The organism is Lachnospiraceae bacterium GAM79, assembly GCA_020735665.1.
Classification (GTDB): Bacteria; Bacillota; Clostridia; order Lachnospirales; family Lachnospiraceae; genus Coprococcus.
Genome location: CP085928.1, coordinates 2,514,806 through 2,539,004, shown reverse-complemented (window position 1 = coordinate 2,539,004; position 24,199 = coordinate 2,514,806). Strand labels below are relative to the sequence as shown.

The window sequence follows — 24,199 nt, the reverse complement described above, 5'->3', positions numbered from 1 at the left end:
TTCGTTTTATTATCAAATGTTAGAATATTATCTTGTAGCACGAGTGTGCCGTTTTTCTTTACGTCTCTCTCGAATTTCTGTCTGTTTTTGTTTGATAGCTTCAACACCGTTTTTATCTATTGGTTTAATTGTTTTAACAACATAGTATTTTCCGTTATCAAGTGGTTTAAATTTTATCTTTCCACTGAAATAACCATGGTGCCAGCATTTCCCTGCACAGATGTAAGAAGACGGACTGTTTGAAAACCATTCAAGCCTCTTATTGATCTTCTTGTTACATTTGTAGCATCTTATACAGGTAATATCTTCATCGTCCATTGCTTCCTGCTTGCTTGAAAATTCTCTTGTAATGTATTCATACTGATTATTATGTATGGCTACAATTTCCTCTTCCTTTTTTGTAGGATGAATATACAGATCGAAGCTGTATAAATCTTTCAAATTTCTTGGATGCATCTCTTTTAAAACAAGAGCGGTATATCTGGCATCGTTTACAGCAGAATGAAAAGGTTCATCTTCCGGTATATTAAAATCTGCAACTGCTTTTTCCAGTTTACTGACGGTAGAACCGGTTGGATCGACCATGTTTGCATATATCTGCTGAAGATTTAAAAATTTCAAAGGACGAGGAAGCTTGTCCATATAGTAGAAAGCCATATTTGTCTGTAATTCGGTAAGATCCATGGGACCCCAGGTACAAAAGATATAATCTTTACCGCACCATTCCAGAAATTCCGTACAGACTTCTTTAAATCCTCTTCCTTTTGCCAGATCCGTTTCATCATAATTTAAAATGGTTCTGATTTTTGAATGTAATTTTTTATAGATCCGGGGTTTTATCAAACTGGAATATTCATCAATGATGCGATAGTTCTTATCTACTTTAACTGCACCAATTTCGATAATTTCAAAAGGCATTCGGGGATGTTCTCCGATATGACCGGAATAACTTTGATTCCACTCAAGATCCATTACGATATAGTTCATGTGTATTGATCCTTTGATTTGTTATATGAAAATAACTGTCGTATACTTTCAAATTAATTAATTTACATCTATGAAATTCTGAAAATAATTTAAAATATAAGAATTTCATAAAAAATGCACCTGGCGGGATTCGAACCCACGGCCTTCCGCTTAGGAGGCGGACGCTCTATCCTGCTGAGCTACAAATGCAGACGAGTTAAACTTTATAGAAACCCTAACATTACTATGATACCTAAGAATATTAGAAATGTCAATTTTTAAAAAATGACATTTCCCTGCAGCCAGATTTCACCTTTAAAACGGCGCCCCGGAGCCGGTAGCCCGAGAAGATCTTTTTCATTAATGGCTATGGTCATAAGCATTTCATTTGTTTCCACGTTCAGAAGATAGACATTATCATTTGTATAATCATTCTTACATAAGGTGTAGTCCAGAATATTTCCTATAATAGAATAATGTTCTGTCTCAATACCATATGGCATGAAATTTGTTTCTACAATAGAAAGAATGTCTTCATAATGTGACCGACGGTTTACCTGTGTATAGATATCCATGTCATCCAACGTAAGACTTTCCATTGCGGTGCGATCACCTTGTCTGGCAGCTTCAATTAACTTGTTTCGGTTAGCAGAAGAATGATTGTGTTCTTTTGTTGATGGTGGAAGCTGTTCTATATCAAGTATGATCTTACCATTTGTAGACAGACCGGACATATAAGCCTTATTGATCAGATGGTTGGAGTAGTTCATCCATTTTGTATTTGCATAGTCGGAAACATTGGTAAGAAAGAAGATAAGTGTCATGCCGAGATTATAATCCTCACATACACCGGCAAAAGATTCTTTATCTCCGTGCTTTTCTATATAGATGCGTTCCTGATTCATTACGGAAGAACTGCGAACATAAGGAAAGTAATATTCAAATGAAACTGTGTTGTCGATATCCATTTCACCAACAAGTGAAATGCCAAAGCCTTCTCCAAAGTCTTTGGTCAGTTGGACAAGACGTGTGTCTGCATCAACAGTTATAATATTTCTTGTTGTTGGATAGGCAATGATTTCTTTTGTGATCGGAGTCAATTGCCTTCTGTTTTTTATATCGGAAAAACCAATTGAACGCAGATAACTGTGCATACAGACACCTCCTGTCTTACATTTTTATAATTTAGTCTAATTTACTATGGTCAAAAAAGTCTGTTTTATATAATTAAGCTTCAATTTTATCCTTGCCACCCATGTATGGACGAAGTACTTCTGGAATTCTTACTGAGCCATCTTCCTGAAGGTTGTTCTCGAGGAAGGCAATTAACATTCTAGGTGGAGCAACTACAGTATTATTTAAGGTATGTGCAAGATACTTCTTACCATCTTCGCCCTTTACACGAATCTGAAGTCTTCTTGCCTGAGCATCACCCAGATTTGAACAACTTCCTACTTCAAAGTACTTCTTCTGACGTGGTGACCATGCTTCTACATCCAGTGATTTAACTTTCAAATCTGCGAGGTCACCTGAGCAGCATTCCAGAGTACGAACAGGAATATCAAGTGAACGGAAAAGATCAACTGTATTCTGCCATAATTTATCAAACCACATCTTGCTTTCTTCCGGTTTACAGACAACGATCATTTCCTGTTTCTCAAATTGATGAATACGATATACACCACGTTCCTCAATACCATGAGCACCTTTTTCTTTTCTGAAACATGGAGAGTAGCTTGTTAATGTCTTTGGAAGTTCTTCTTCCGGAATAATCTGATCGATGAATTTACCAATCATGGAGTGCTCGGATGTACCGATCAAGTAAAGATCTTCGCCTTCAATCTTATACATCATCGCATCCATTTCCGCAAAACTCATAACACCTGTAACTACATTGCTTCGAATCATGAAAGGAGGAACACAGTAGGTAAATCCTCTATCAATCATGAAGTCTCTTGCATAAGAGATAACAGCAGAATGGAGTCTTGCAATATCACCCATCAGATAGTAGAAACCATTTCCTGCTACACGTCTTGCTGAATCAAGATCCAGTCCGTGAAGATGTTCCATGATCTCTGAATGATATGGAATCTCAAAATCAGGAACGACCGGCTCACCAAAGCGTTCAATCTCTACATTTTCGGAATCGTCCTTACCGATAGGAACTGATGGATCAATGATATTTGGAATGACCATCATGATTTCTTTTACTTTTGCTTGAAGTTCTGTTTCGTTTTCCTGTAATTCTGATAAACGCTCAGCCTGTTCTGTTACCTGTTTCTTAATTTCTTCAGCTTCTTCCTTTTTACCCTGAGCCATTAAAGCACCAATCTGCTTGGACAGTTTATTCCTATTCGCTCTCAGATCATCTGCTTCCTGCTGTGTAGCTCTTGCCTGTGCATCGAGTTCAATTACCTCATCAACAAGTGGGAGCTTGCTGTCCTGAAATTTGTTTTTAATGTTCTGTTTTACTACATCTGGATTCTCTCTTAAAAATTTAATGTCTATCATTTTTTGATATTCCTCCTAGTTTATATGAATATTGTATATCCATATGTTTTTATATTTTTTTGACTAAAGTCATTATTGTTCTGAAAATTATTATTGTTCTATAATATCTTCAATTTCTTCATCCAGAGTTTTTGCACGTTCAATTGCTTCTTTCTCTTCATCGGAGAGAGCAACATAAGATTCTCCTCGAATCAATTCTTTAGCATATGCAAAACATCCTTCTCTGGAATGCATACAGTTTAGAACAATACCATTGTTATTGCTATCCATAAATGCAATAGCAAAGCTGAGACTTCCACCCATTCCTTCAAAGGCATCGTATTTTACAAGACCAATCTTACTTATGCAGGAGGCAAGAGTTTCCTGTATCTCTTTATGTTCCTTTGTAAGACGTTTGGAATTATTTTTAACAGCGTCCATTTCAGCAAAACGATCAAGAATAATGTCTTCCATATCGCCTGCTGTTTTCCCGTTTAGAAGACGTTTGATATCTTTATTTCTTTTTCGTATATTTGCCAGTATATAGAATATAAATATAAACTGGGCGATGATTAAAATGAATAAAATGATGAAAAGGATAGCAGGATCCAGACCAATCTTATCAAGTAATGTATTGTTCATCTGATATAGTTCCTTTCCGTTTATTCTCTGTTGATGGAATATAACATCTCTGTTATTCTTTCCAATTCATCCTGAGAATAGTAATTTATTTCAATTTTTCCTTTTTCATTGTTCTTTGATTTTATAGCTATCTTTGCACCCAAAATATCTTTTAAACGACTTTCAATATCATTATAGAAGATAGATAAATCGTTTGTGGCTACAATATTTTCTTTCGACTCTTTCGGAATACTTAAAAGCTTTTTAATATAAATCTCTGTGTCGCGAACACTAAGTTTATTATCAAAGATAAAATTGGCCGCTTCTGTCTGTAATTCAGCGTCTTCAATCGGAATTAGTGCACGAGCATGACCGGTTGTTAGTTTATCTTCAATAATCATCTGACGTACTTCGTCGCATAATTTTAAGAGACGAAGAGAATTTGCGATAGTTGATCTGTTCTTGGACACCTTTTCAGCAACTTCTTCCTGAGTCAGACTATATTCATTAATCAGGCTTTCATATGCCAGAGCTTCTTCAATTGGGTTCAGATCTTCACGTTGAATATTTTCAATGAGAGAAATCTCCATAATTTCACGATCTGTATATTCCCGAATGACGACAGGAACTTCTTTTACACCGGCAAGTCTGGCTGCGCGCCATCTGCGTTCACCGGCAATAATCTCATAAAATTTGCCTTTTTTTGTAACAATAAGGGGTTCTAATACACCATACTGTTTGATAGAATCTGCAAGTTCCTGTAATGCATCTTCATCGAATTGCTTTCTGGGCTGAGATTTATTTGGCTCAATCTGTGTTATCTTAACTTTTTGTTCTACTTCTTTTACAACTTCCTTTACAACTTCTTTTGTAATGGTTTTTGTTGTTTCGCCAGGAGTAGATTTGGATTTCGTTCTTGCTTCATCGCCTGTGGGAATCAGTTGATTCAGACCTCTTCCCAAACCTTTTTTTGTGGGCATGATTTTCCTCCTGTATTTTATTTATAATAATCATTTTCGATTACTTCATCTGCAAGCATCATATAGTGTTCAGCTCCAGCAGATTTTGGGTCATATTCAATTATAGGCATTCCATAACTTGGTGCTTCTGCCAGACGTACATTTCTGGGAATCATAGTGTTATAGATATGCTGATTCAGATTTTCTTTTACATTTTCTACAACCTGCATAGAAAGATTTGTTCGTGAATCATACATAGTGAATACGATTCCTTCAATCGTTAGTAAACGGTTAAGCTGTTTTCGAATCAAATTTACTGTATAGATTAACTGTGATAATCCATCCAGAGCAAAAAATTCACACTGAATAGGAACTAATACTGTGTTGGCTGCAGTTAAGGCATTGACAGTTAACATTCCGAGAGCAGGTGGACAATCTATAATGATGTAATCAAATTTTCGCCTTACACTTTTAAGATGATTTTTAAGGACATATTGTGGGTCTTCTACCGTAACAAATTCTACTTCAGCACCTGCGAGTTCTCGACTTGCAGGTAATAGATTCAAACCTTTGATATCGGGATAGGCATCAATAATCATACATTCGCCAAGGTTACAATCGCCATTTAGCATATCATATACACTGTATTCAAGTGCATTCTTATCGATACCGAGACCACTTGTCATATTACCCTGTGGATCCATATCTACAGCTAATACCTTCTTTCCCTTTTTTGCAAGGCAGGCTGCAAGATTAATTGCAGTTGTAGTTTTTCCTACGCCACCTTTCTGGTTGGCAATTGCGATTATTCTTCCCACTTGTTGATAATCTCCTTCTTAAAGTCTAATAACAGATGTTTCACGTGAAACATTTTATTTACAAATTTATTTTTTGCTTTGTTGTATTATTTTTTCCTTGTCCATTATATCACTATAATAGAATTATTGAAATGAAAAAATCTCTATATATTATAAAATCCCGTCACACTAATTAAAAAATAAATTAGCAGAACGGGTACAAGAAAATGTCTATATAAAAGGAAAGATGTGACGTAACATGATATAGCGGGCTCCGGAAAGAGCAATTTAAAAAAAGGGGGGGATTAAATTTTGCTATATTATGTGTAGTCACATCAATCTTATCAAAACGTATAGACTGCGTTTCGATGGATTTATTATAACACTAATATGTAGAAATATCTACTATTATTTTGAAAAATGTAGAAAAAATTAAAAAAGATGTTCTCGTGAGATGAATTCCTCGCTGTGTTTCACGTGAAACAAGTAATGATAAACAAGTATGATTGTGTTTCACGTGAAACATATAATAATAAAAAATATGTCTGTGTTTCACGTGAAACATAAAATAGGATTGCTTCTTTATAGTAAGACAATCCTATCTTATGTTTGTTTACTTACTAAATTTTTATGTGTAAGAGTATCCTATCCGTTTATTCCATATATCTGTTAGAATATCATTAATTGCTCTAAGAATTTAGAAACCTCCACCCAGGCTTTTTTGGATTCCGGCATAAGGGTCATACCCATTTGAAAAACATGGAACATATTCTCATATATGGATAAACGAACTTTTACACCCTGGGCTTTTGCTTTTTCAGCAACAAGAACAGAATCAGATAAAAGCATCTCATTAGATCCAACCTGAATCAGCATCGGAGGAAAACCGGTAAAATCACCAAACAATGGGGAGATATAAGGATCACTTGAGTCATGAGCTCCCGGATAAACACTGTTGTAGATTAAGCTTTCATTTGTATTTCCAAAAAGTGGATCAATCTCAAAATTCTCTGTATAGGATGGACCACTTGCTGTCAGGTCTGTCCATGGAGACATAGCTACGATTCCGGCAGGAAGAATACGATCTCGATCTGCAAGATAATGGCATAATGCCATAGCTAATCCGCCACCGGCAGAATCACCGGCCAGAATGATATGGTTTTCAGAGTAGCCATGGGTTAACAGCCAGTCATATGAATATAAGGCATCGTTTAAAGCTGCTGGATATGGATTCTCCGGGGCAACACGATAATCAATGGAAAGAACAGATGCGCCTTTCCCAAGCTCTGAATATAAACCGGCAAACATACGATACTGTGTCTTAAAAGCTCCGACATATCCGCCACCATGAAATTGAAGGATGACATATGGATTATGGGAATTTTTCCATTTTAACATTTCCATTTTGAAATTCTTTGTTTCTATTAATTCGCTGGTAAAATGATCCGGATATTTATATGTTTTATCAATGTCGCTTTTGGAACGATTGTTATTTCTAATCTGTGTAAGAAGGTTGTTACTATTGAAATCTGCGACCAGTTCACATACAAGTTTTGCTTGTTTGCTCATTCCGGAATTATCAGGAGATGAGGAAGAACCGGAGGTTAATTTATCTAAAAGTGCCATTTAATAAAATCTCTCTTTCTAAATTTAGTTAATAGTAAGCAGTGCACAACGAAAAATAATTGCTGGCACTGCTTTTACTATAAGATAATTTGTATTTGTAGGTTATTACCTGTGATGTCATTTATAAAATAATATCCTATGCTTGAAATATAATTCTATATATGAAATATAATTTTATACATGAAATCTACGTTTTAGTTCTGTTGTTGCAGGTCGATCTCCGAATACCAGTGTACCACCGAGCAACAGAGCACTCATAACATCTGCAATGATCATAAAGAAATCATGTTTAAAGAACTTTCCGGTAAGCATAAGTATTGTCAGGATCACACAAATAATAATGATATATACCTGTAATAAAATATAGGATTGCCAATTTTCAGTATTAATAATCATCAAAACAAGAATTGCAATGTCTAGCATTGCAATAACACAAGGTATTGCAAAGTCGATTGACCATCCGGTATATCCAAGTATATAATCAACCAATACAAGAACGGGCATGATGAAAATTGCCTGTACCAGCATTTTCTTTCGATGACTCTTATTGTGCCTAAATGAATAGATCAGTGAAAAACAGGCATATGCAAGTCCGATTCCGCACAGGGCTGACCATTTTACCTTTGAATATGTCAGGTAATTGATCAGAATAAGGACACCTTCTACAACAATACTGCAAAATATTGTCAGTTTAATAACAAACCGCATACGACGCATTGCGGGCGTAATATCCGGATACATAACAGATTTTGACTTCTCACCGGTTCCTTGACTATGGTCAAGAAAGTCTTTTTCACTTTCCGGATCTTTCACCGGATCATATTCCAGAACTCCGTTACATAAAGGACATGAAAGGGAGTGATCCAGAACATCTATGTTACAACGTCTACATTTACTCATAATACACCCCGTTACTTTCTATCGATACATGAATTCCGTCTCGAACCATCTGGCGGAAAAATTCTTTTTGTATAAATGTTTCACGAATGGCAGAGCTGAAGGTGAAGACCAGTGTATCCTTATAACTGATGACACTTCCTTTGATGAACTGTCCTTTGGACATTGACAGAACGACATGGAAGCGGTCGATATATTCCTTATACATATCATCAACGGATACAACTCCAAGGTTTGTGATCGTTGATGTATTTGCTTTTAATGAAGCTTTATAAATACGGCGCATGGCGATGCTCTTAAAGACACGCGGAACGGCACGGATGATAAAATTTACTTCATTGGAAACGTTATAGGATAACAGCTTCTCCAGATTTTCTTTATTGATTTGTTCCTTCAGACTATCTGCGATGATGTGCAGAACATCTTCAAATGTATAAGTATCCTTCTCCGGCTTGAAGTAAGCGGAGACAACGGCAAAGAAGTTCTTCGTTGTATTGGAATTAAAATATGGGCGAAGATTTACAGGAACGACGGTGCTGATCGGACGCTTGGAAGGCTGACCCTTCAGGTATTCTTTGTAGATTGCCCAAGTAAATGTACCGAGCAGATACTGGTTGATGGTTACGCCATATTTTGCTGCCGCCTGTTTGATCTCGGCAACCGGGATGTAGCCGTGCAGGATAGCAAAATGATTAAATGGCAGCTTTTCCCCCTTTAAGATAACTGCTTTTTCCGTCTTATAGGAACGTTTGGCAGGTCGTATATAGTTCTTCTTATAGCTGTCCTCGATATCCAACGAGGAATCTGCATTTAAGGTATTACCTGCTTTTTCAGCAAGTTCCGGGTATTTGTACCGGAGGTACTGGTAAGTCAATTCCTTCAGAAAAATAAGAGCACCATTTCCGTCTGTTAGGACATGAAATACTTCCAGATTGATCCGCTTCTGATAGTAGGTAACACGGAACAGATATTCGTTATTTGTATAGGGATTGATATACAGACAAGGATATGTATCTTCCGGTATTACCCTTGGAGCAGGCCGATTATTTGCTTCAAAGTAATACCAGAAAATACCATTTTTTAGTTTGTGATTAAACACATCAAAAAATGGAAGAATCTTGTCCAATGCCTTTTGCAGAAGTTCTGCATCGATGTCTTCTGTCAATGTAACGGAAATGCGGTAAACATTACTTACATTTTCACTTACAATGACAGGAAACAGATTGGCTGTATTATCGAGTTTATCCCATTTAATTGTCTTATTTAATCGTTTAGACATGAAAGATCACCTGATTTACATAGCTTCCGGTGCATTGATTCCAAGGAGATCTAATGCATCGTGAAGTGTTTTCTTTGTAAGGTATGTGAGCATGACACGGGCATTCTTTACATTTTCCTCCGGCACGTTGATACGTGTAGAGTTGTAGAATTTGTTAAATGCCTGAGCAACATCTACAGCAAATCTTGCAACAACAGATGGTTCGTATTTCTCTGCTGCATCCGATACAACCTTAGGAAAACGGTTGATTTCTTTTAAGAGATTCATAGCGTCCGGTTCAGAGATCGTGCTATAATCAACCGGCTTTGCAGGATCAAAATTCTCAGCAAGTCTTACAACGCTGGAGCATCTTGCATGGGTGTACTGAACATAAGGGCCGGTCTCACCATCAAAGTTCAATACTTTGTCCCAGCTAAAGGATACATCTTTGATACGCTGGTTATAAAGGTCATTGAAAAGAACAGAGCCAACACCGACGATCTTGGCAACTTCTTCTTTATCAGGAAGGTTTGGACTCTTTTCTGAGATGATTTCAAAACTCTTTTTAATTGCATCATGCAGGATGTCTTCTGCGTAGATGATATTTCCGCTTCTGGTTGAAAGCTTTGCACCCTCTAAGCTTACCAGTCCATACGGAATGTGAACCAGAGAATCCTTCGCCCAGTCATTTCCGAGAAGCTCTACTACTTTGAACACCTGTGCAAAATGCAGCTTCTGTTCCTGTCCGGTTACATATAAGCATTTTGTGAAATGATAGGTATTCTTACGATAGAAGATAGCAGCCAGATCACGGGTTGCATAGATGGAGCTTCCATCTTTCTTTGTAACGATACATGGGGCCATATCATAGTCGGACAGATCTACGATCATAGCACCCTCGCTTTCCTTTAACAGGTTCGCGTTTGTCAACTGGTCAACAACGTCCTGGCATTTGTCACGATAGAAGCTTTCACCGAGATAATAATCAAAATCCATACCCAGAAGATCATAGGTACGTTTGTATTCTACAAGACTGATGTCCTTGAACCACTGCCAGATTGAAAGTGCTTCTTCATCACCATGTTCCATCTTGCTGAACCATGCTCTTGCTTCATCTACAAGCTCCGGATTCTTGTCTGCTTCTTCATGGAACTTCACATAGAGACGCATAAGCTCGGCAACGCCATCTTTCTCAACTGCTTCCTTTGTGCCCCAGTTCTTATATGCAACGATCAGCTTACCAAACTGTGTACCCCAGTCACCTAAGTGGTTGATACGGATTACTTTATAGCCGAGTTTGGAATAGATCTTATAGAGGGAATTACCTATGATAGTAGTTCTGAGGTGTCCAACGTGGAAGTTCTTTGCTACGTTTGGCGAGGAGTAATCGATACAGATAACCTTGTCTGCACCTTCGTCTGAACCACCAAAGTTGTCCTTTAATGCAGCTTCGATCATAGTCTGGACAAAGATATCTTTCTTTACGAAGAAGTTTAGATATGCACCCTGAACATCAATCTTATCGAGAAAATCAACATCACCGATAGCTTCTTTGATATCGGCTGCAATCAGATTTGGTGCTTTATGCATAGTCTTTGCAAGTCTGAAGCAAGGAAATGCATAATCACCAAGCTCCTGCTTTGGTGGTATCTCAATAAAGGTTGCTATTTCTTCAGCAGTCATGCCTTCTACATGATCTGCAATCAGATTTACGATTTTTTCTTTCATAATTAAGGTTGTCCTTTCAAATTCTTTCTTATATATTAAGGAAATGTCCTTATTTTTCTTTCATTTCATAATTAAGGGGGAGAACCCATAATCTACATTATTTCAATTGGGATAGAAAAACGGATATCTGTTCCACTAATGATATCACCATCTATCTTAAGTTGTCCATTTAACAGATAAATAAGCTCCTGAATGCGGTGAAGTCCACTGTTCCATGGAGAGGTGTGACTGTAATTCTTATCAATGCCGATGCCGTTATCGTTGATATGTACCGATATCTGATCGCTAAGAATCTGAATATTGATATCAATACGATTTGCATTTGCATGCTTATATACATTGTCCAGACATTCACACAGTATACGGATCAGACTGATTGTGATAATTTCCGGAATCTCGATCGAAGCGTCCGGACAGTCAATGTCAGATTCAATGACACATTCCGGGTGAGTGTCTTTATATCGGAAAATGGTATCCCTTAACAAGGTTTCAATCGGTACAGACGTATCGATGTCCCCGGTAAGTCCTGAAAGGATAGCATTCAGAGAATCTTTCATGGAAATTGTCCTTTCAATCAGTTCATCAAGGGTGACTGTTGCCCGGTTGATATCGGATTTGATCAACCATGACAGGGAATCCAGAGTATGTCTGGTTCGATCTAGCTGATCCAGAATATCGGTATGTAGGGTCTGTACCAATTTGTCCTGATCGTATTTCTTCAGACGTAAGATATTGAATCCATGATTGATAACCGGAAGATTTTCTTCGGTAGATTCATCATCTTCAAGTGCAGTTGATTCTTTTGTGAATTCATCTGCCAGTTCGTCCAAGAAAGTATCCAGTTTTCTGGTCGCTGTATGAAGGAGAGTGATCCTGCTTTTCAGCTCGTCAGCATCAGCCTGTAAGCTATGGATATTTGCCGTAAGTTCAGCATCAGAAGCATTTAGTTCTTTTAATTCCTGTTCAATCTGTGCTGCTTTTTCCTCCTGCGTTGTAGTCGTTGTAGAAAATGGAGAAAAAACATTATGTCCGGCACTGTTTTTAAAGGAATAGACCTCCAGTGTTTTCATAAGCTCATCAATTTTGATCTTCAATTCAAACTGCTCTGTTTTTAAAGACTGGATCTGTTCCAGCTTCGCTACATACAATCCGTTGAAGTAGTCCAGCATTTCCTGATTGGAATCCCGCACTGTTTTCAGATTTTCCGTTGTTGAAATATCCATGATATTCTCCATTCTCCTCTATAACCGATAAGAGGTTTTGTTGTTTTTATTGTACCTTATTCGTCAAGGTCATTATCAAATGTTTCCTGCAGCTGTCGTCGGCGTTCTTCATATTGTTTTCTTCTTGCTGCCTGAATCGCACGCTGACGTTTTCTTGCCTTCTTTATATGGATCAGATAGATCACAAATAATATGGCAAGAAGAAGCAGAGCTGCAAAAATGATCCATAACGGACGGATTAATAGTTTCTTTTTTGTTATTGGAGCTGCAACTGTAGTATCAGCTGCATTCTCCGTGTTTTTTGATGACAGCTGTTTACCATCCGGATTATAGCCGGTTACGGTAAGATCTGTTGTTCCGATCATATTTCCTCCATAGGAGAGGATCAGATGCCCCACGGTATAAGTATCTCCATCTTTTACAGGTTCTTTGTTATATTCGATACTGTAAGTTAATTTCTTAATATCATCATTTTTATTGAAATTCAGTTTATAGTCCTTATCAATCTGCAATGTAATATCAGAAGCGGAATCAGCTTTGTAATAGGAGTTCAGATAATCAAGCGTCTGTGATGTCTGGGTGCTGTCAAAGGTATAGTCGGCCAGAGGGGTCTGGAGACTATAATTCCGGAAGCAATACTCATAGATGGCTTTGCTGTCAGTGTAGGTATTTGCCGCACCATTGCAGTTCATCAGAACACAGATCAGTTCTGTATCACCTTTTTTACTCCAGGTAACAAGGGTATTTAATGCATCGTTTGTGTAGCCGGTCTTACCACCTTCACAGTATTCATAGTAATATTTGCTGTCAGGATTTGTCATCTTGCAGTGTTGCCAGAGCTGACGTTCTTCCTCACAGATATTTGTCGGTCCGATGACGTGATTTCTGGTACCTGTTATTTTACGGAATTCATCGTGTTTCAGACAGGCTTTGGTTATTAACGCCATGTCATAACAGGTCGTATAGTGATTCTCATCCGGCAGGCCGTTTGCATTTACAAAATGAGTGCCAAGGCAGCCAAGTTCGACTGCACGTTCATTCATCATCTTAGCAAAATCTTCGATGCTTCCGCCGGAGACAAATTCTCCGATGCCCCATGCAACTTCATTTGCGGATTCCAGCATCATACCATAGAGGGCATCCTCCATAGAGATTTGTTCACCTTCATCCAGACCGATATGGCTGCTTCCTCGATCAATGCCGAAGACGGCATCGTGTGACATTGTTACAGTATCGGTCAGCTTTGTATTTTCAATGGCAAGTAAGAAGGTCAAAAGCTTCGTAATACTTGCCGGGTACTGTTTATCAAAAGCGTTTTTTTGATATAGAATATTCCCAGTATTTGCATCCAGTACGATGGCATAGTTGGATGCAAGCTCCGGTGCTTTGCCCGGTTCGTCAGGGTACTCGGTTGTAACTAAGTATTCAGTTGTTCCATCCTCATCTGTGCTGTTATCTGATCCTTCGTTTGTAGAGTCATCAGATGCCGTATTCGTAACTGTACTGTCTGGAAGAAACAAATGGTCTGTTCCGGCAGCAGAGGATGACGTGCTGTCTATATAGAAAACGCTCATGGTAAATAACAGAACAGTGGACAGGATAACGACAGGAATTGCATGTCTTGTCCTGTTTTTCTTCGGGTTCTTTCTTATCTTCATGAACGGTTATTCTCCAATGCTATTTCTTTGTTCGATATGCAACCAGCCGGTTGATCGGAGTACCAAGAGCAGAAAACTTTGCTTCGTATTCTGTCATGATATTTCCTTCGTTGTATTCGGAATGGTGCAGATCATATGTGTAGTTTTCAAGTGTCCATCCTGCTTCCGGAACCTGCTCTAAGGAGAAGTCAAATAATGGGCGGTTATCTGTCTTGAACATAACACGTCCGTCCGGCGCAAGGATATGATCGTAGTGTTCGAAAAAGTGAGTTGAAGTCAGACGTCTCTTGGCATGGCGATCTTTTGGCCATGGATCAGAGAAGTTCAGGTAGATATTTGCTACTTCATTCTCTGCAAAGACATTCTCGATATATTCGGCATCCATTCTTATAAAATAAAGATTGGTCATGCCTTCTTCCTGTTCACGTTTCTCGATGGCGCGCACCAGAACGCTGGAATATTTCTCGATACCGAGATAGTTGATATCCGGATTCTGTCTGGCAAGCTCCATAATAAATTGTCCTTTTCCCATACCGATCTCGATGTGGATAGGATTTGTATTTCCAAAAAATTCGCTCCATTTGCCTTTCATGCTTTCTTCGTCATGCACGACATATTTGTTGTCGGCAATTGTCTCTCTGGAGCCTTTTACGTTTCTAAGTCTCACGAGGGTGTTCCTCCAAAATAATCTTAATTCGCAATGCCCACTATGTGGTCAATTCGCAATGCCCACCATGTGGTCAATTCGCAATGCCCACTATGTGGTCAATTCGCAATGCCCACTATGTGGTCAATTCGCAATGCCCACCTCGCCTGACGGCTCGTTGTAGTGCTTCGCACTATAGAATTACATATATATAGAACTCGCCGTAAGCAAGCTTCCGCTCGTTCTACATATATATAATTCTGCATTGCTCATTGTTCCATTATATCAATATTAGGGTTTTAAAGTAAATAGCAGGGCGGCTTTTTTTATGTTTTTTCGTGGGTTTTCATAAGGAAATCTGCGAAATAAAGGAACTTATTTCAGTTTCTTCATATAATGTGTTATAGAGGACTTTTTTACCGGAAGGATGGAAGGCGTTGATGGATGAAAAAAGTAATTCGGTTTGGAGGGGTGAACGATGCGGAATCAGAAATTTCAGAAAAAAGTGACAGCCCGTAGTTATTGTAATAAAGGATTTAACCGGTGGTGTGTCTGCCTGTATAAGGGGTATGAGGAAGTAAAAAAGATTTTAAATCAGGATTGTTGTAATAGAGAAAAGAAACCGCACTGCTACAATAGAAGAAGATAAAAATCAATAGGGAAAAAGTACAAAAATCCGCATAAAATCTATGCAAATAACCGATATTAAAAAAAGTTAAAATTTTTTGAAAAAAATGCTTGCATTTGGATAAACTATGTTATATAATCAATTTCGTTGTCGGCGAGATAACAAATTAAAAAAGACTTCGGGCCGCTAGCTCATTTGGTAGAGCACCTGACTCTTAATCAGGGTGTGCGGGGTTCGAGCCCCCGGCGGCCCACTACAAAAGTCCTAATTTGGCAGATATTTGAAGCTGCTGGGTTGGGGCTTTTTTTCGGTTTAGGAATATATATTTTTGATTCAGGTAGTTCTCTTTTTTTCAGGAATAATAACCGTTACGGAATAGATTCCATTTTCGTAATTGATCAGGCAAAATCCGCCGCAGGCTTCAGCAGAATTTTTTACATTCTTCAAACCATATCCATGAATAAAGTCCAGATTTTCTATATCTTCCGGTGGTTTTTCTCCAATAGGAAAATGGTAGGTATTTGTAATATAGATCGTAAAGGTATGTTCAATCGTCTGAATATTGATATTGATTTCTCCACTCTGTTCTTCCAGACAGGCATTTAATGCATTATCTAACAGGTTTCCAAGAATAATAGTCATATGATAATCGTCACATGGAACAAGGTCATTGTCGATTTTTAGTTTGGTTGTGAGTTTGATGTTGTGTCGGGCAGTCCGAAGCATAAGATTGCTTATAAAAGCGTCGATGACCAGATTTCCTGTATTTACAGTACAATATCTGGCTTCCAGATCGGACATGGTTTCTCTTGCATATGGAATGATACGATCATAGTGTTCTTCATTTACACAGGTCTCAATATAGAATAAATGCTTCTTGATATCATGCATGAATCCACGAATGTTTTTATAGGCATCTCCAAGCTGCTGGTATTTCTGTCGCTGATAGTTTACCTGCTCGGTAAGCTGTCCTGCTTCCTGGGCAAGTGATTCAGCTTTTAAGACGCTCTGAAGAAGAATGTAGTTTACGATATTAATAATAAGCAGAAAGATAACAAGGATCAGGTAAGCATCAGGGTTGGTTTTATTCATGTGGAAAAAGGATGGCAATAGAACCAATATGCAGGATAAGGCTGGAATAAGAATCAGAAGTGCTGCATATTTTTTTGACTTTACACCGGCTTTTTTCTTCTTAATAATGTGAATAATCATGATAATCAAGATTATTAACAGATCACATATAAAAGAAATGGATGTAAATGTTATCTCAGGGAGGGTGTCGAATTGGATCGTAACATCCGTAAAATGAGCAATAATATAGTAGGCAAGCTCCTCACAGATTGAGATTATAATGGAGTAGCTTACAATTACCAATACACGATAAATAAACCCGGAGACAAAAAAGAAAGAGAGAAGAAAGGTCCTCAGATTTGTCAGTGAGGTACGGAAAAAGGTAACCATGTTTGATACATCACCATTAAAAGGCGCAGTTATCTTCCAGAAGATAAAATCAGATAATAAAAATGCAAGTATCAGCCAGTAAAAGCGTACTTTATCTTTTCTTTTTTCAAACATCGTCTGAAAGTATAAATATAATACGATGTTATCAATTATAGAACTTAACAATGTAATGTATGTTGACATTGATTCTCTTTCCTCTATAAAAATAATTAGTTTAATACATGTATGATTCGATCTGCATATAACTGCTGTAATGGACTTATCTTTCTTCTGCTGATCGGAAGCTGTTCACCATTATCCATTAAAACATGTGTCTGCTGAATGATCTGGATATGACCAATGTTGATCAGATATCCACGATAAGTTGAATAAAAGCTGTGTGTTGCCAGACGATTTTCCCATTCCTGAATGGTTCCCTCGCCATATAGAATAGCATCAGTCAGATGATATTCAAGATACCGTTTTTCACCTTTCACTGCCTGAATATATAAAAGGTTATTAACGGGGATCAGATGTTCTTCTCCATTTGTATCGATCACAATTTTAGTTATGTGTGAATGTTGATAACGACGGATAATATCAGACAGTAATTTTTCAATTCTTACATAGCTTACCGGTTTTGTAAGAAACTGAAATGGTTGTACTTCAAAGCTTTCCTGCATGTATTCAGGATAGGATGTTACAAATACAATAAATGATTCATCATATAATTCATCACGCAGATATCTTGCAATCGTCATGCCATTGATTCCGGGCATTTCGATATCCAGCAGAAGAATCTGAAATGGATGTTTCCGCTGTGCCTGTAAAAGGGCTTCGCCGGATTGGAATGATTCGATTTCAAATTGGATATTGTAAGATATCATATAATGCTTAATGTGTTCTGTCAGACAGGCAATATCTAACTGAGTGTCATCACAGATGCCGAGTCGAAAGGTCATAAATTCCTCCTGTTTTTCCAGATACCGATGTATACACTTATTACGCCTTCCATCATACAGATTGTAACCATTCCCATATAAAGTATCTGTCTGCATATATAGAGGACGATCATAAGGATACTCATAATTATACAGGTTATTATACATCGGTGAAATAATTTTTTTCGCTGATCTACAGATAATCGTTTGTTCTTTGTATCAACCGGTGCAACAGGGAGGATCATACCCCAGAAAATCAGATATAGAATAAGCAGCCCGACAGGTTCTATATATGGTACAAGAACCGGACCGAGAAAAACAGTCGCCAGATAAATGCCATATGAAAGCAGGGTACACCCAAGTCTTGTATTTGCATGGAAGCCTCCGGCAAAATGACGGATCGGGATAGTAACCAGAAGATAGCAAATGGTAATGCCAAATCGATGGACGAGCAGACCGAAGATAAGAACTATGATATCATATAAGAGAGACTCGATCAGATAGTCAAAGAGATAAGCATATATGGATTGTTGTTCTTTTGGTATCTGTCCGTCTTCTGTTAATATATCTGCCAGATATGTTCCGGGTTGTTTCATCAGCAAAAATCCCCCTTTTTATTAATAAAATCAGTATAACATGAAATAGTAAAAAATGTATTTTTTTAGAGTGAGTGGTCGAAATTCGGGAGTGAATGGTACAAAAATTACCGTTCACTCCCGAATTTCGACCACTCACTCCAAAATCGTCACAATTTGAAAAAGATGTGCTAAAATAAAGACACGGTTTGGGCTTTAGCCGTTGTGATTAAAGGGCAAAAAAGAAGAAAGGGGGAGATACTTATGAAGAAGACAGTAACCAAACTAATCTGTAAGTTTGGCGCACAACTCTGTGCCGTGGCTATGGTGATCGCACCACTGGTATCTGATATATGTAGAAATAAGTATTATCAGCCGGAAGAGCCTGAAGGATTAGCGGCTTTTGCCAATAAGCATAGGGTTAGCTAGAGGGGCTAAAAGTAGAAAGTGATTCTTCAAATAATGAAACACGTCATATTTTCCATGTTGTTTATAATAAGAAAAATCGACTGTAAATGGAAAATATGACGTGCTTTTGTTAAATAAAAATATTGAGCGCAGAGAGGTGGATATCATGATAAAAATAGAACATTTGACAAAAAAGTATGGAGAAGGAGATTCCTGTTGTCTGGCGCTTAATGACGTTAGTGCAGATATTCAGGAAAATACATTTACAGTTATTACAGGCAAAAGTGGAAGCGGAAAAACAACATTATTAAATATGATCGGATTGATTGATAAGCCGGATTCTGGAAGCATATTGGTTGAAGACAGGAATATATTGGACTATGGTAAAAAAGACTGTTTACGATATCGTCGGGAAATGATTGGAATGGTATTCCAGTTTTTTCAGTTAATACCGGTTCTTACATGTCGGGATAATATTATGATCGCAAATGAATGTGTAAAGAAATGTAAGAAGGATTATTTTGATACATTGACAGAACAATTAGATATAAAAGATCTTTTAAATAAATATCCGGATCAGTTATCAGGTGGACAACAACAACGGATTGCAATCGCGAGGGCATTGATCAATCAACCCAGGATCATTCTGGCAGACGAACCAACCGGTAATCTGGATTCGGAGAACAGCAGACGTGTCATTGATCTGTTGAAACAGACAACAAATGAATATGGCATGACTTTGCTCATGGTGACGCATGATGCTGATATTGCAAAGCAGGCAGATCACTGTATTCATCTTGTTGACGGAAGAATCCAGCAGAATTAAGGAGGGGAAACAATATGAAGTGCCGATTGATATTTCACAATATCCTGCACAACAGGAAAAAAGCGGTTCGGGCAATTATAAGTATTTGTTTTTCTGTTATGCTTATCTTTTTCTCGATCAATGCATATATATCATTTCAGGATATGCGGCTGCAAAATGCGTATCAGACAAATGGAGAATATAATATTACTTTACATAATGTAACATATAAGGTTCGTGACTGGATATTGGAGCAGTATAAGGATCAGGCAACACTTGGTGTAGAAAAAATAGTTGCAAATGTAAATAATGAATTATGCATCGTGGATAGTGATGCAGCTTCGATCACTATGAATCATTACCAATTAGAAAAGGGCATTTTTCCCCAAAAAGAAAATGAGATTGCTATATCGGCAACAGCCAAATACAAAAATGTATATATTGCAAAACAATTTGATCTGGGAGACACAGTTACCTTCAAGGATCAGACCTATACGATTAGTGGAATTTTAAATGATTATGATTATAGTACACAGGATGTCTATAAGGTTGCGATCGTAAATGGAAGTATACGGGGAAATTTATACAACATCTATATTCATTTTAATGATCGACGGGACTATCAGCCGGGATATAAAGCAATAAAAAAATATATGGATCTGAGTTCCAAACAGATTTTTAATGGTGATACCGCCCATGGATTTATGGAAGGATACCATATGATTACAAATGGAGATCTGAATGCGATAGAGATTGACAGATCAGGCGGGCTGGAGGATACCAATATTGGACAACTCCTCATGGGTTTTATCATACTAATCATACTTACTTCACTCATTCTTGGTATTCATATTTTCCTGTCGTATATGAGTGAAAGAAGTAATCAGCAGGGAATCCTAATGAGTCTTGGATTTTCAAATAGCTATATTTTTTCGGCATATTTCCTGGAGGGTTTCATTCTGATAATTATTGGATGTGTGCTTGGACTTATACTTGGAAGATATATTACCATTTTGATCTTTAAGCTTATACAGTCATTACGAACCATCCCACTGGAACATTTCGCTCCACAGTTCCAGCCAATTTCATATATGGTCATTTGGGGAATCTGTGTATTGGATTTTATAGTTGGAATCTGTCCTGTATTAATATATCGTTCAAGAATGAAAATGATCGATATTATGAAAGGTGGAAAGAACAATTATAAGGTAAAGGATAAACGTGGATCTGAAAAAGGAAATATCATGATGCGGTATTCCATTCGGGATACCGGAGATTATGAAAAGGTATTTTCATTCCTGTCTCTTGTCTTGATCGGAATGGTAACGATGCTGGTTCTTATGGTAAATCGTTATGTATCATATCAGTTATTGTCTGAGGAAAGTCAGGATGTACAGTTTTCACTAATATCCGATGATGTCAGTCATATGGACGATTTTGAAAATCTGATACCGGGCGTTTCCTACTATGATGAGGTTTATGATACTATGGGTGAGTTTTTCATTGATCCTTCTCTTATCAATATGGACTATGCAGATGATTTGATATTTTCAGATGATGAAAAGGGTGTGTGGTGTGAGATTGTTGGTGTCAGTGAAAAACAATATAACCGAAAAATAGAGATGTCACAGGAGGTCAGCTATAATAAGTTTGTCCAATCTGGAGGAGTGATCATAATTGATAATTATAAGAATACAGAAGATTGTATTTTAAATGATATCCCGGATACACTAAAGTATGCGGGTCGTCAGGAGGAAGAAGGACCGGTATTTTCAGAGGGAGAAGTACCGGTTTTCGGAAGAAGCAGATTCTTAAACTGGAAGGATCAGAATGGAATCGCTATCATTGTTCCTGAAGAGCTGTTTAAAAAACAATTCGATTATACAAATGTACTTATTAATATAAATGTAAAGTCGGGTTATGAGTTAAAGGCAGCAGAGTTTCTGAATACACATGCACCTGTATATGAATATTCTTTTTTTGATACTTTGACAGATTACATCCGGGATCAGGATAATAAGAAAACGATTCAGGGTGGTACTTATGGAATTTTTGTAATCATTATGGTAATTAATTTCCTGGCAGTTTTATATATTCATGCACTGACATTCGTTCGACGCAGACACAACTTTGCCATCCTGAAGGCAATTGGCCGCACAGACAGCAGTATTATTTTGCCGATGCTTCTGACCAAGATTGGTCAGGGAATTGTTGTATCTATTGTAGCTGTCTTTATAGTGACACTTTTGTGCCGCTTATATTTGTCAGAAATAACAAAAAATATTGTGTTAGTTGATGGCTGGAAAAGCATAGCACTGGTGCTTGCATTTGTTCTGTTTATTCAGATAGTGGCAATTTTTATGGATGTTATTCAATTAAAAAGACAAAGAATCTTAAAGGATCTGAGAGAGGAATAAGGGAGGGTAATTATGAAAATGAAGGTAAAGATTCTTGTTATAGCATTAATGGCAATATTTTGTATAGCTCCTACGAGTGTTCCAAAGGCAGAGGCGGCTGGAACTTTAAAGACAATGTATGTACATCCATCTATCTGGAGCGTTCATGGTATATATACAAAAACATCAACAGGAAAAATAGTGTATGCAAAGAATGCATCTGGATTTGGTAAAATGGAGTACTGTTATGGACAAGTCCGTTCTAATATATCAGGTAGTTGGGCGGCATATTCATCATCAATTAAGTTATACAAGAACAATAAAAACACTACAATGAATCTTACTAACACAATAGATAAGAATAAAAGTGTTAGTTTGAGGGTTGTAGGGCTTGGAAGCAGTCAAACAAGTGATGACAAACAACAAATAACATTTATATACTAAGTAAGATAAAATATTATTAATTTCTCTCAGATTCTTTTATGATAAGAGCTGACACGATAACAATAGAATTGTTAGGTGTCAGCTCCTTTTTTTAAGATATATTATTTCAATTCTTTCAATATCTTTAAGGTATATTCCCATGTTCTGCGGACACTTTCAACGTTCATGGATTCATTGGTTGTGTGGATATCGTCCATATCCGGTCCGAAGGATACACAGTCGAGTCCCGGCATTTTCGACGCAAAGATTCCACATTCTACACCGGCATGGAGTGCCTGTATCACAGGTTCTTTTCCATATTGCTGTTTAAATATTTTTACCATCAGATCGCGAAGAGGAGACACCTCCCGGTATTCCCATGCAGGATAATCTCCGGTTATTGTCAGTGTTCCGCCTGCAAGAGTGGCGAGAGATTTCAGGCTGTTAAGCAGAGCATCTTTTTCACTTCCGATACTGCTTCGGACGGAGCTTTTAAAAGATACTATGCCATTTGTTGATTGATCGTCTGGTTTGATCGTTGACAGGATACCGAGGTTCAGGGAAGTCTGAACCAGCCCTGCGATATCTTTGCTCATTTTCCGGACACCATTTGGATAAGTCATTAAGACATCGATCACGGTATGGGTAGATGTATCCGTCATTGTGGCTGCCGGAAGATCAACAGGCTCTAAGGTGATACAGATATCCGGGTCTGTATGGGTGTATTCATGACGGATGATCTGATTCCATTTGGAGATGAGATCCTGAAGGCTTGAGTGCACAGAATTTGCTGGAATATTTGCATGGTCTGGTGTGTTTATGTCAGACATATCGGTATCAGAAAAGATAACGACAGCTTCTGCATCGGTCGGGATGGCGTTATCTTTTAAACCGCCGGAGAGCGTGGATAATTTCATATCAAAATCATTTGCAAGTGCGTTCAGAACACGTCCCAGCACCTTGCTGGCATTTGCACTTTGCTTGTTGATCTCGACACCGGAATGACCGCCACAGGCATGTGAGACAGAGAGTTTATAGGCCGATGCCTTTTCGTTCGTATTTTCCCATATAACGGGGATCTGAACATCTGCGGTTGCGCCGCCTGCACAACTGACAAGCAGATAGCCTTCGTCTTCGGAATCAAGATTTAACATGATACGGGATGAGAGTGGCGAACAGTCAAGAGCTGCCGCACCGAGCATACCGATCTCCTCGTCAACCGTAAAGACAGCTTCTAATGGTGGATGTGGAATATCGTGGGAGTCGAGTATTGCAAGTGCAAATGCGACAGCGATTCCATCATCACCGCCAAGGGTCGTGCCTTCTGCGCTGATAATGCCATTTTCCAATTTGAGTTTCAGACTATCGGTATCCATATTGATCGGGCAGTCCTTTTCTTTCACAGCAACCATGTCCATATGTCCCTGCAGTATGACAGGGGCAGAAGTCTCATAGCCGGAGGTTCCCGGCTTAAAGATAATGACATTGTTGGAAGCATCTTTGATATATTTCAGTTCATGCGCTTCGGCAAATGCTGTCAGATAATTACTGATCGCATCGGTATGACCGGAGCCATGTGGGATGGAGCAGATTTCTTCAAAATAATGAAATACATTTTGTGGTTCTATAGATGATAATACAGACATATGTGCCTCCTTGAAATAAGCTTACAATATAAAATGTGCATATCCAGTATAACACAAGATATGCACAG

At 37.9% G+C, this 24,199-nt stretch carries 21 protein-coding genes and 2 tRNA genes; 5 read left to right on the top strand and 18 right to left on the bottom strand.

What is annotated here, in order from left to right:
• Nucleotides 1–27 precede the first annotated feature (27 nt).
• From LK416_11355 to trmB, 14 genes are all read right to left on the bottom strand, one after another.
• The gene (locus tag LK416_11355) at nt 28–987 is read right to left on the bottom strand and encodes an exonuclease domain-containing protein (protein ID UEA74242.1); all 960 of its coding nucleotides are present in this window, start codon (nt 985–987) and stop codon (nt 28–30) included.
• A 115-nt stretch (nt 988–1,102) separates the two neighbouring features.
• Nucleotides 1,103–1,176 (bottom strand) — tRNA-Arg (locus tag LK416_11350).
• Nucleotides 1,177–1,244: 68 nt separating this feature from the next.
• The gene (locus tag LK416_11345; GenBank protein ID UEA74241.1) at nt 1,245–2,120 is read right to left on the bottom strand and encodes a DUF3881 family protein; all 876 of its coding nucleotides are present in this window, start codon (nt 2,118–2,120) and stop codon (nt 1,245–1,247) included.
• 73 nt (nt 2,121–2,193) lie between these two features.
• A complete protein-coding gene (gene serS, locus LK416_11340) occupies nt 2,194–3,477 on the bottom strand; it encodes a serine--tRNA ligase (GenBank protein ID UEA74240.1) in 1,284 nt (427 codons plus the stop codon).
• A gap of 90 nt (nt 3,478–3,567) precedes the next feature.
• Entirely contained in the window at nt 3,568–4,098 is a 531-nt protein-coding gene (locus LK416_11335; GenBank protein ID UEA74239.1) for a DUF4446 family protein, read from the bottom strand.
• Between the two features lie 20 nt (nt 4,099–4,118).
• Nucleotides 4,119–5,057, bottom strand: coding sequence for a ParB/RepB/Spo0J family partition protein (locus tag LK416_11330; protein ID UEA74238.1), 939 nt, complete (start codon nt 5,055–5,057; stop codon nt 4,119–4,121).
• A 17-nt stretch (nt 5,058–5,074) separates the two neighbouring features.
• Nucleotides 5,075–5,854, bottom strand: coding sequence for an AAA family ATPase (locus LK416_11325; protein ID UEA74237.1), 780 nt, complete (start codon nt 5,852–5,854; stop codon nt 5,075–5,077).
• A 648-nt stretch (nt 5,855–6,502) separates the two neighbouring features.
• Entirely contained in the window at nt 6,503–7,459 is a 957-nt protein-coding gene (locus LK416_11320) for an alpha/beta hydrolase (GenBank protein ID UEA74236.1), read from the bottom strand.
• A gap of 174 nt (nt 7,460–7,633) precedes the next feature.
• Nucleotides 7,634–8,359 (bottom strand): DUF6320 domain-containing protein, encoded by a 726-nt coding sequence (locus LK416_11315; GenBank protein ID UEA74235.1) that lies wholly within the window; start codon nt 8,357–8,359, stop codon nt 7,634–7,636.
• Nucleotides 8,352–9,635 carry a hypothetical protein gene (locus LK416_11310; GenBank protein UEA74234.1) on the bottom strand — a complete coding sequence of 428 codons (1,284 nt, stop codon included), beginning with the start codon at nt 9,633–9,635 and terminating at the stop codon, nt 8,352–8,354. The genes LK416_11315 and LK416_11310 overlap by 8 nt, the downstream gene beginning before the upstream one ends.
• A gap of 15 nt (nt 9,636–9,650) precedes the next feature.
• Nucleotides 9,651–11,342 (bottom strand): arginine--tRNA ligase, encoded by a 1,692-nt coding sequence (argS, locus tag LK416_11305; GenBank protein UEA74233.1) that lies wholly within the window; start codon nt 11,340–11,342, stop codon nt 9,651–9,653.
• Between the two features lie 92 nt (nt 11,343–11,434).
• On the bottom strand, nt 11,435–12,565 hold the full coding sequence (locus tag LK416_11300) for an ATP-binding protein (protein UEA74232.1): 1,131 nt from the start codon (nt 12,563–12,565) through the stop codon (nt 11,435–11,437).
• 56 nt (nt 12,566–12,621) lie between these two features.
• Nucleotides 12,622–14,223 (bottom strand): D-alanyl-D-alanine carboxypeptidase, encoded by a 1,602-nt coding sequence (locus LK416_11295; GenBank protein UEA74231.1) that lies wholly within the window; start codon nt 14,221–14,223, stop codon nt 12,622–12,624.
• A 19-nt stretch (nt 14,224–14,242) separates the two neighbouring features.
• Complete coding sequence (gene trmB, locus LK416_11290; protein ID UEA74230.1) at nt 14,243–14,890, bottom strand: tRNA (guanosine(46)-N7)-methyltransferase TrmB; 648 nt, start codon at nt 14,888–14,890, stop codon at nt 14,243–14,245.
• Between the two features lie 787 nt (nt 14,891–15,677).
• On the opposite strand from trmB, the gene LK416_11285 reads away from it, so the two are divergent.
• Nucleotides 15,678–15,750: transfer RNA gene (locus LK416_11285), tRNA-Lys, on the top strand.
• 80 nt (nt 15,751–15,830) lie between these two features.
• Here LK416_11285 and LK416_11280 read toward each other — a convergent pair.
• Genes LK416_11280 through LK416_11270 form a run of 3 tightly spaced genes read right to left on the bottom strand, consistent with a single transcriptional unit; the run spans nt 15,831 to nt 18,474 of the window.
• Nucleotides 15,831–17,141, bottom strand: coding sequence for a GHKL domain-containing protein (locus LK416_11280; GenBank protein UEA74229.1), 1,311 nt, complete (start codon nt 17,139–17,141; stop codon nt 15,831–15,833).
• 26 nt (nt 17,142–17,167) lie between these two features.
• Complete coding sequence (locus LK416_11275; protein UEA74228.1) at nt 17,168–17,899, bottom strand: LytTR family DNA-binding domain-containing protein; 732 nt, start codon at nt 17,897–17,899, stop codon at nt 17,168–17,170.
• Nucleotides 17,896–18,474, bottom strand: coding sequence for an accessory gene regulator B family protein (locus tag LK416_11270; protein UEA74227.1), 579 nt, complete (start codon nt 18,472–18,474; stop codon nt 17,896–17,898). Before LK416_11270 ends, LK416_11275 begins: the two co-directional genes overlap by 4 nt.
• 243 nt (nt 18,475–18,717) lie before the next feature.
• Between LK416_11270 and LK416_11265 the strand changes: the two genes are divergently transcribed.
• The 4 genes from LK416_11265 (at nt 18,718) to LK416_11250 (ending at nt 22,506) form a co-directional block, all read left to right on the top strand.
• A complete protein-coding gene (locus LK416_11265) occupies nt 18,718–18,882 on the top strand; it encodes a hypothetical protein (protein UEA74226.1) in 165 nt (54 codons plus the stop codon).
• 145 nt (nt 18,883–19,027) lie between these two features.
• Nucleotides 19,028–19,687, top strand: a complete 660-nt coding sequence (locus LK416_11260) for an ABC transporter ATP-binding protein (protein ID UEA74225.1) — start codon at nt 19,028–19,030, stop codon at nt 19,685–19,687.
• A gap of 14 nt (nt 19,688–19,701) precedes the next feature.
• Complete coding sequence (locus tag LK416_11255; protein UEA74224.1) at nt 19,702–22,083, top strand: ABC transporter permease; 2,382 nt, start codon at nt 19,702–19,704, stop codon at nt 22,081–22,083.
• A gap of 12 nt (nt 22,084–22,095) precedes the next feature.
• The gene (locus LK416_11250) at nt 22,096–22,506 is read left to right on the top strand and encodes a hypothetical protein (protein UEA74223.1); all 411 of its coding nucleotides are present in this window, start codon (nt 22,096–22,098) and stop codon (nt 22,504–22,506) included.
• A gap of 101 nt (nt 22,507–22,607) precedes the next feature.
• Here the strand turns inward: LK416_11250 and LK416_11245 are convergent, their stop codons facing one another.
• The gene (locus tag LK416_11245; GenBank protein ID UEA74222.1) at nt 22,608–24,131 is read right to left on the bottom strand and encodes an aminoacyl-histidine dipeptidase; all 1,524 of its coding nucleotides are present in this window, start codon (nt 24,129–24,131) and stop codon (nt 22,608–22,610) included.
• Nucleotides 24,132–24,199 lie beyond the last annotated feature (68 nt).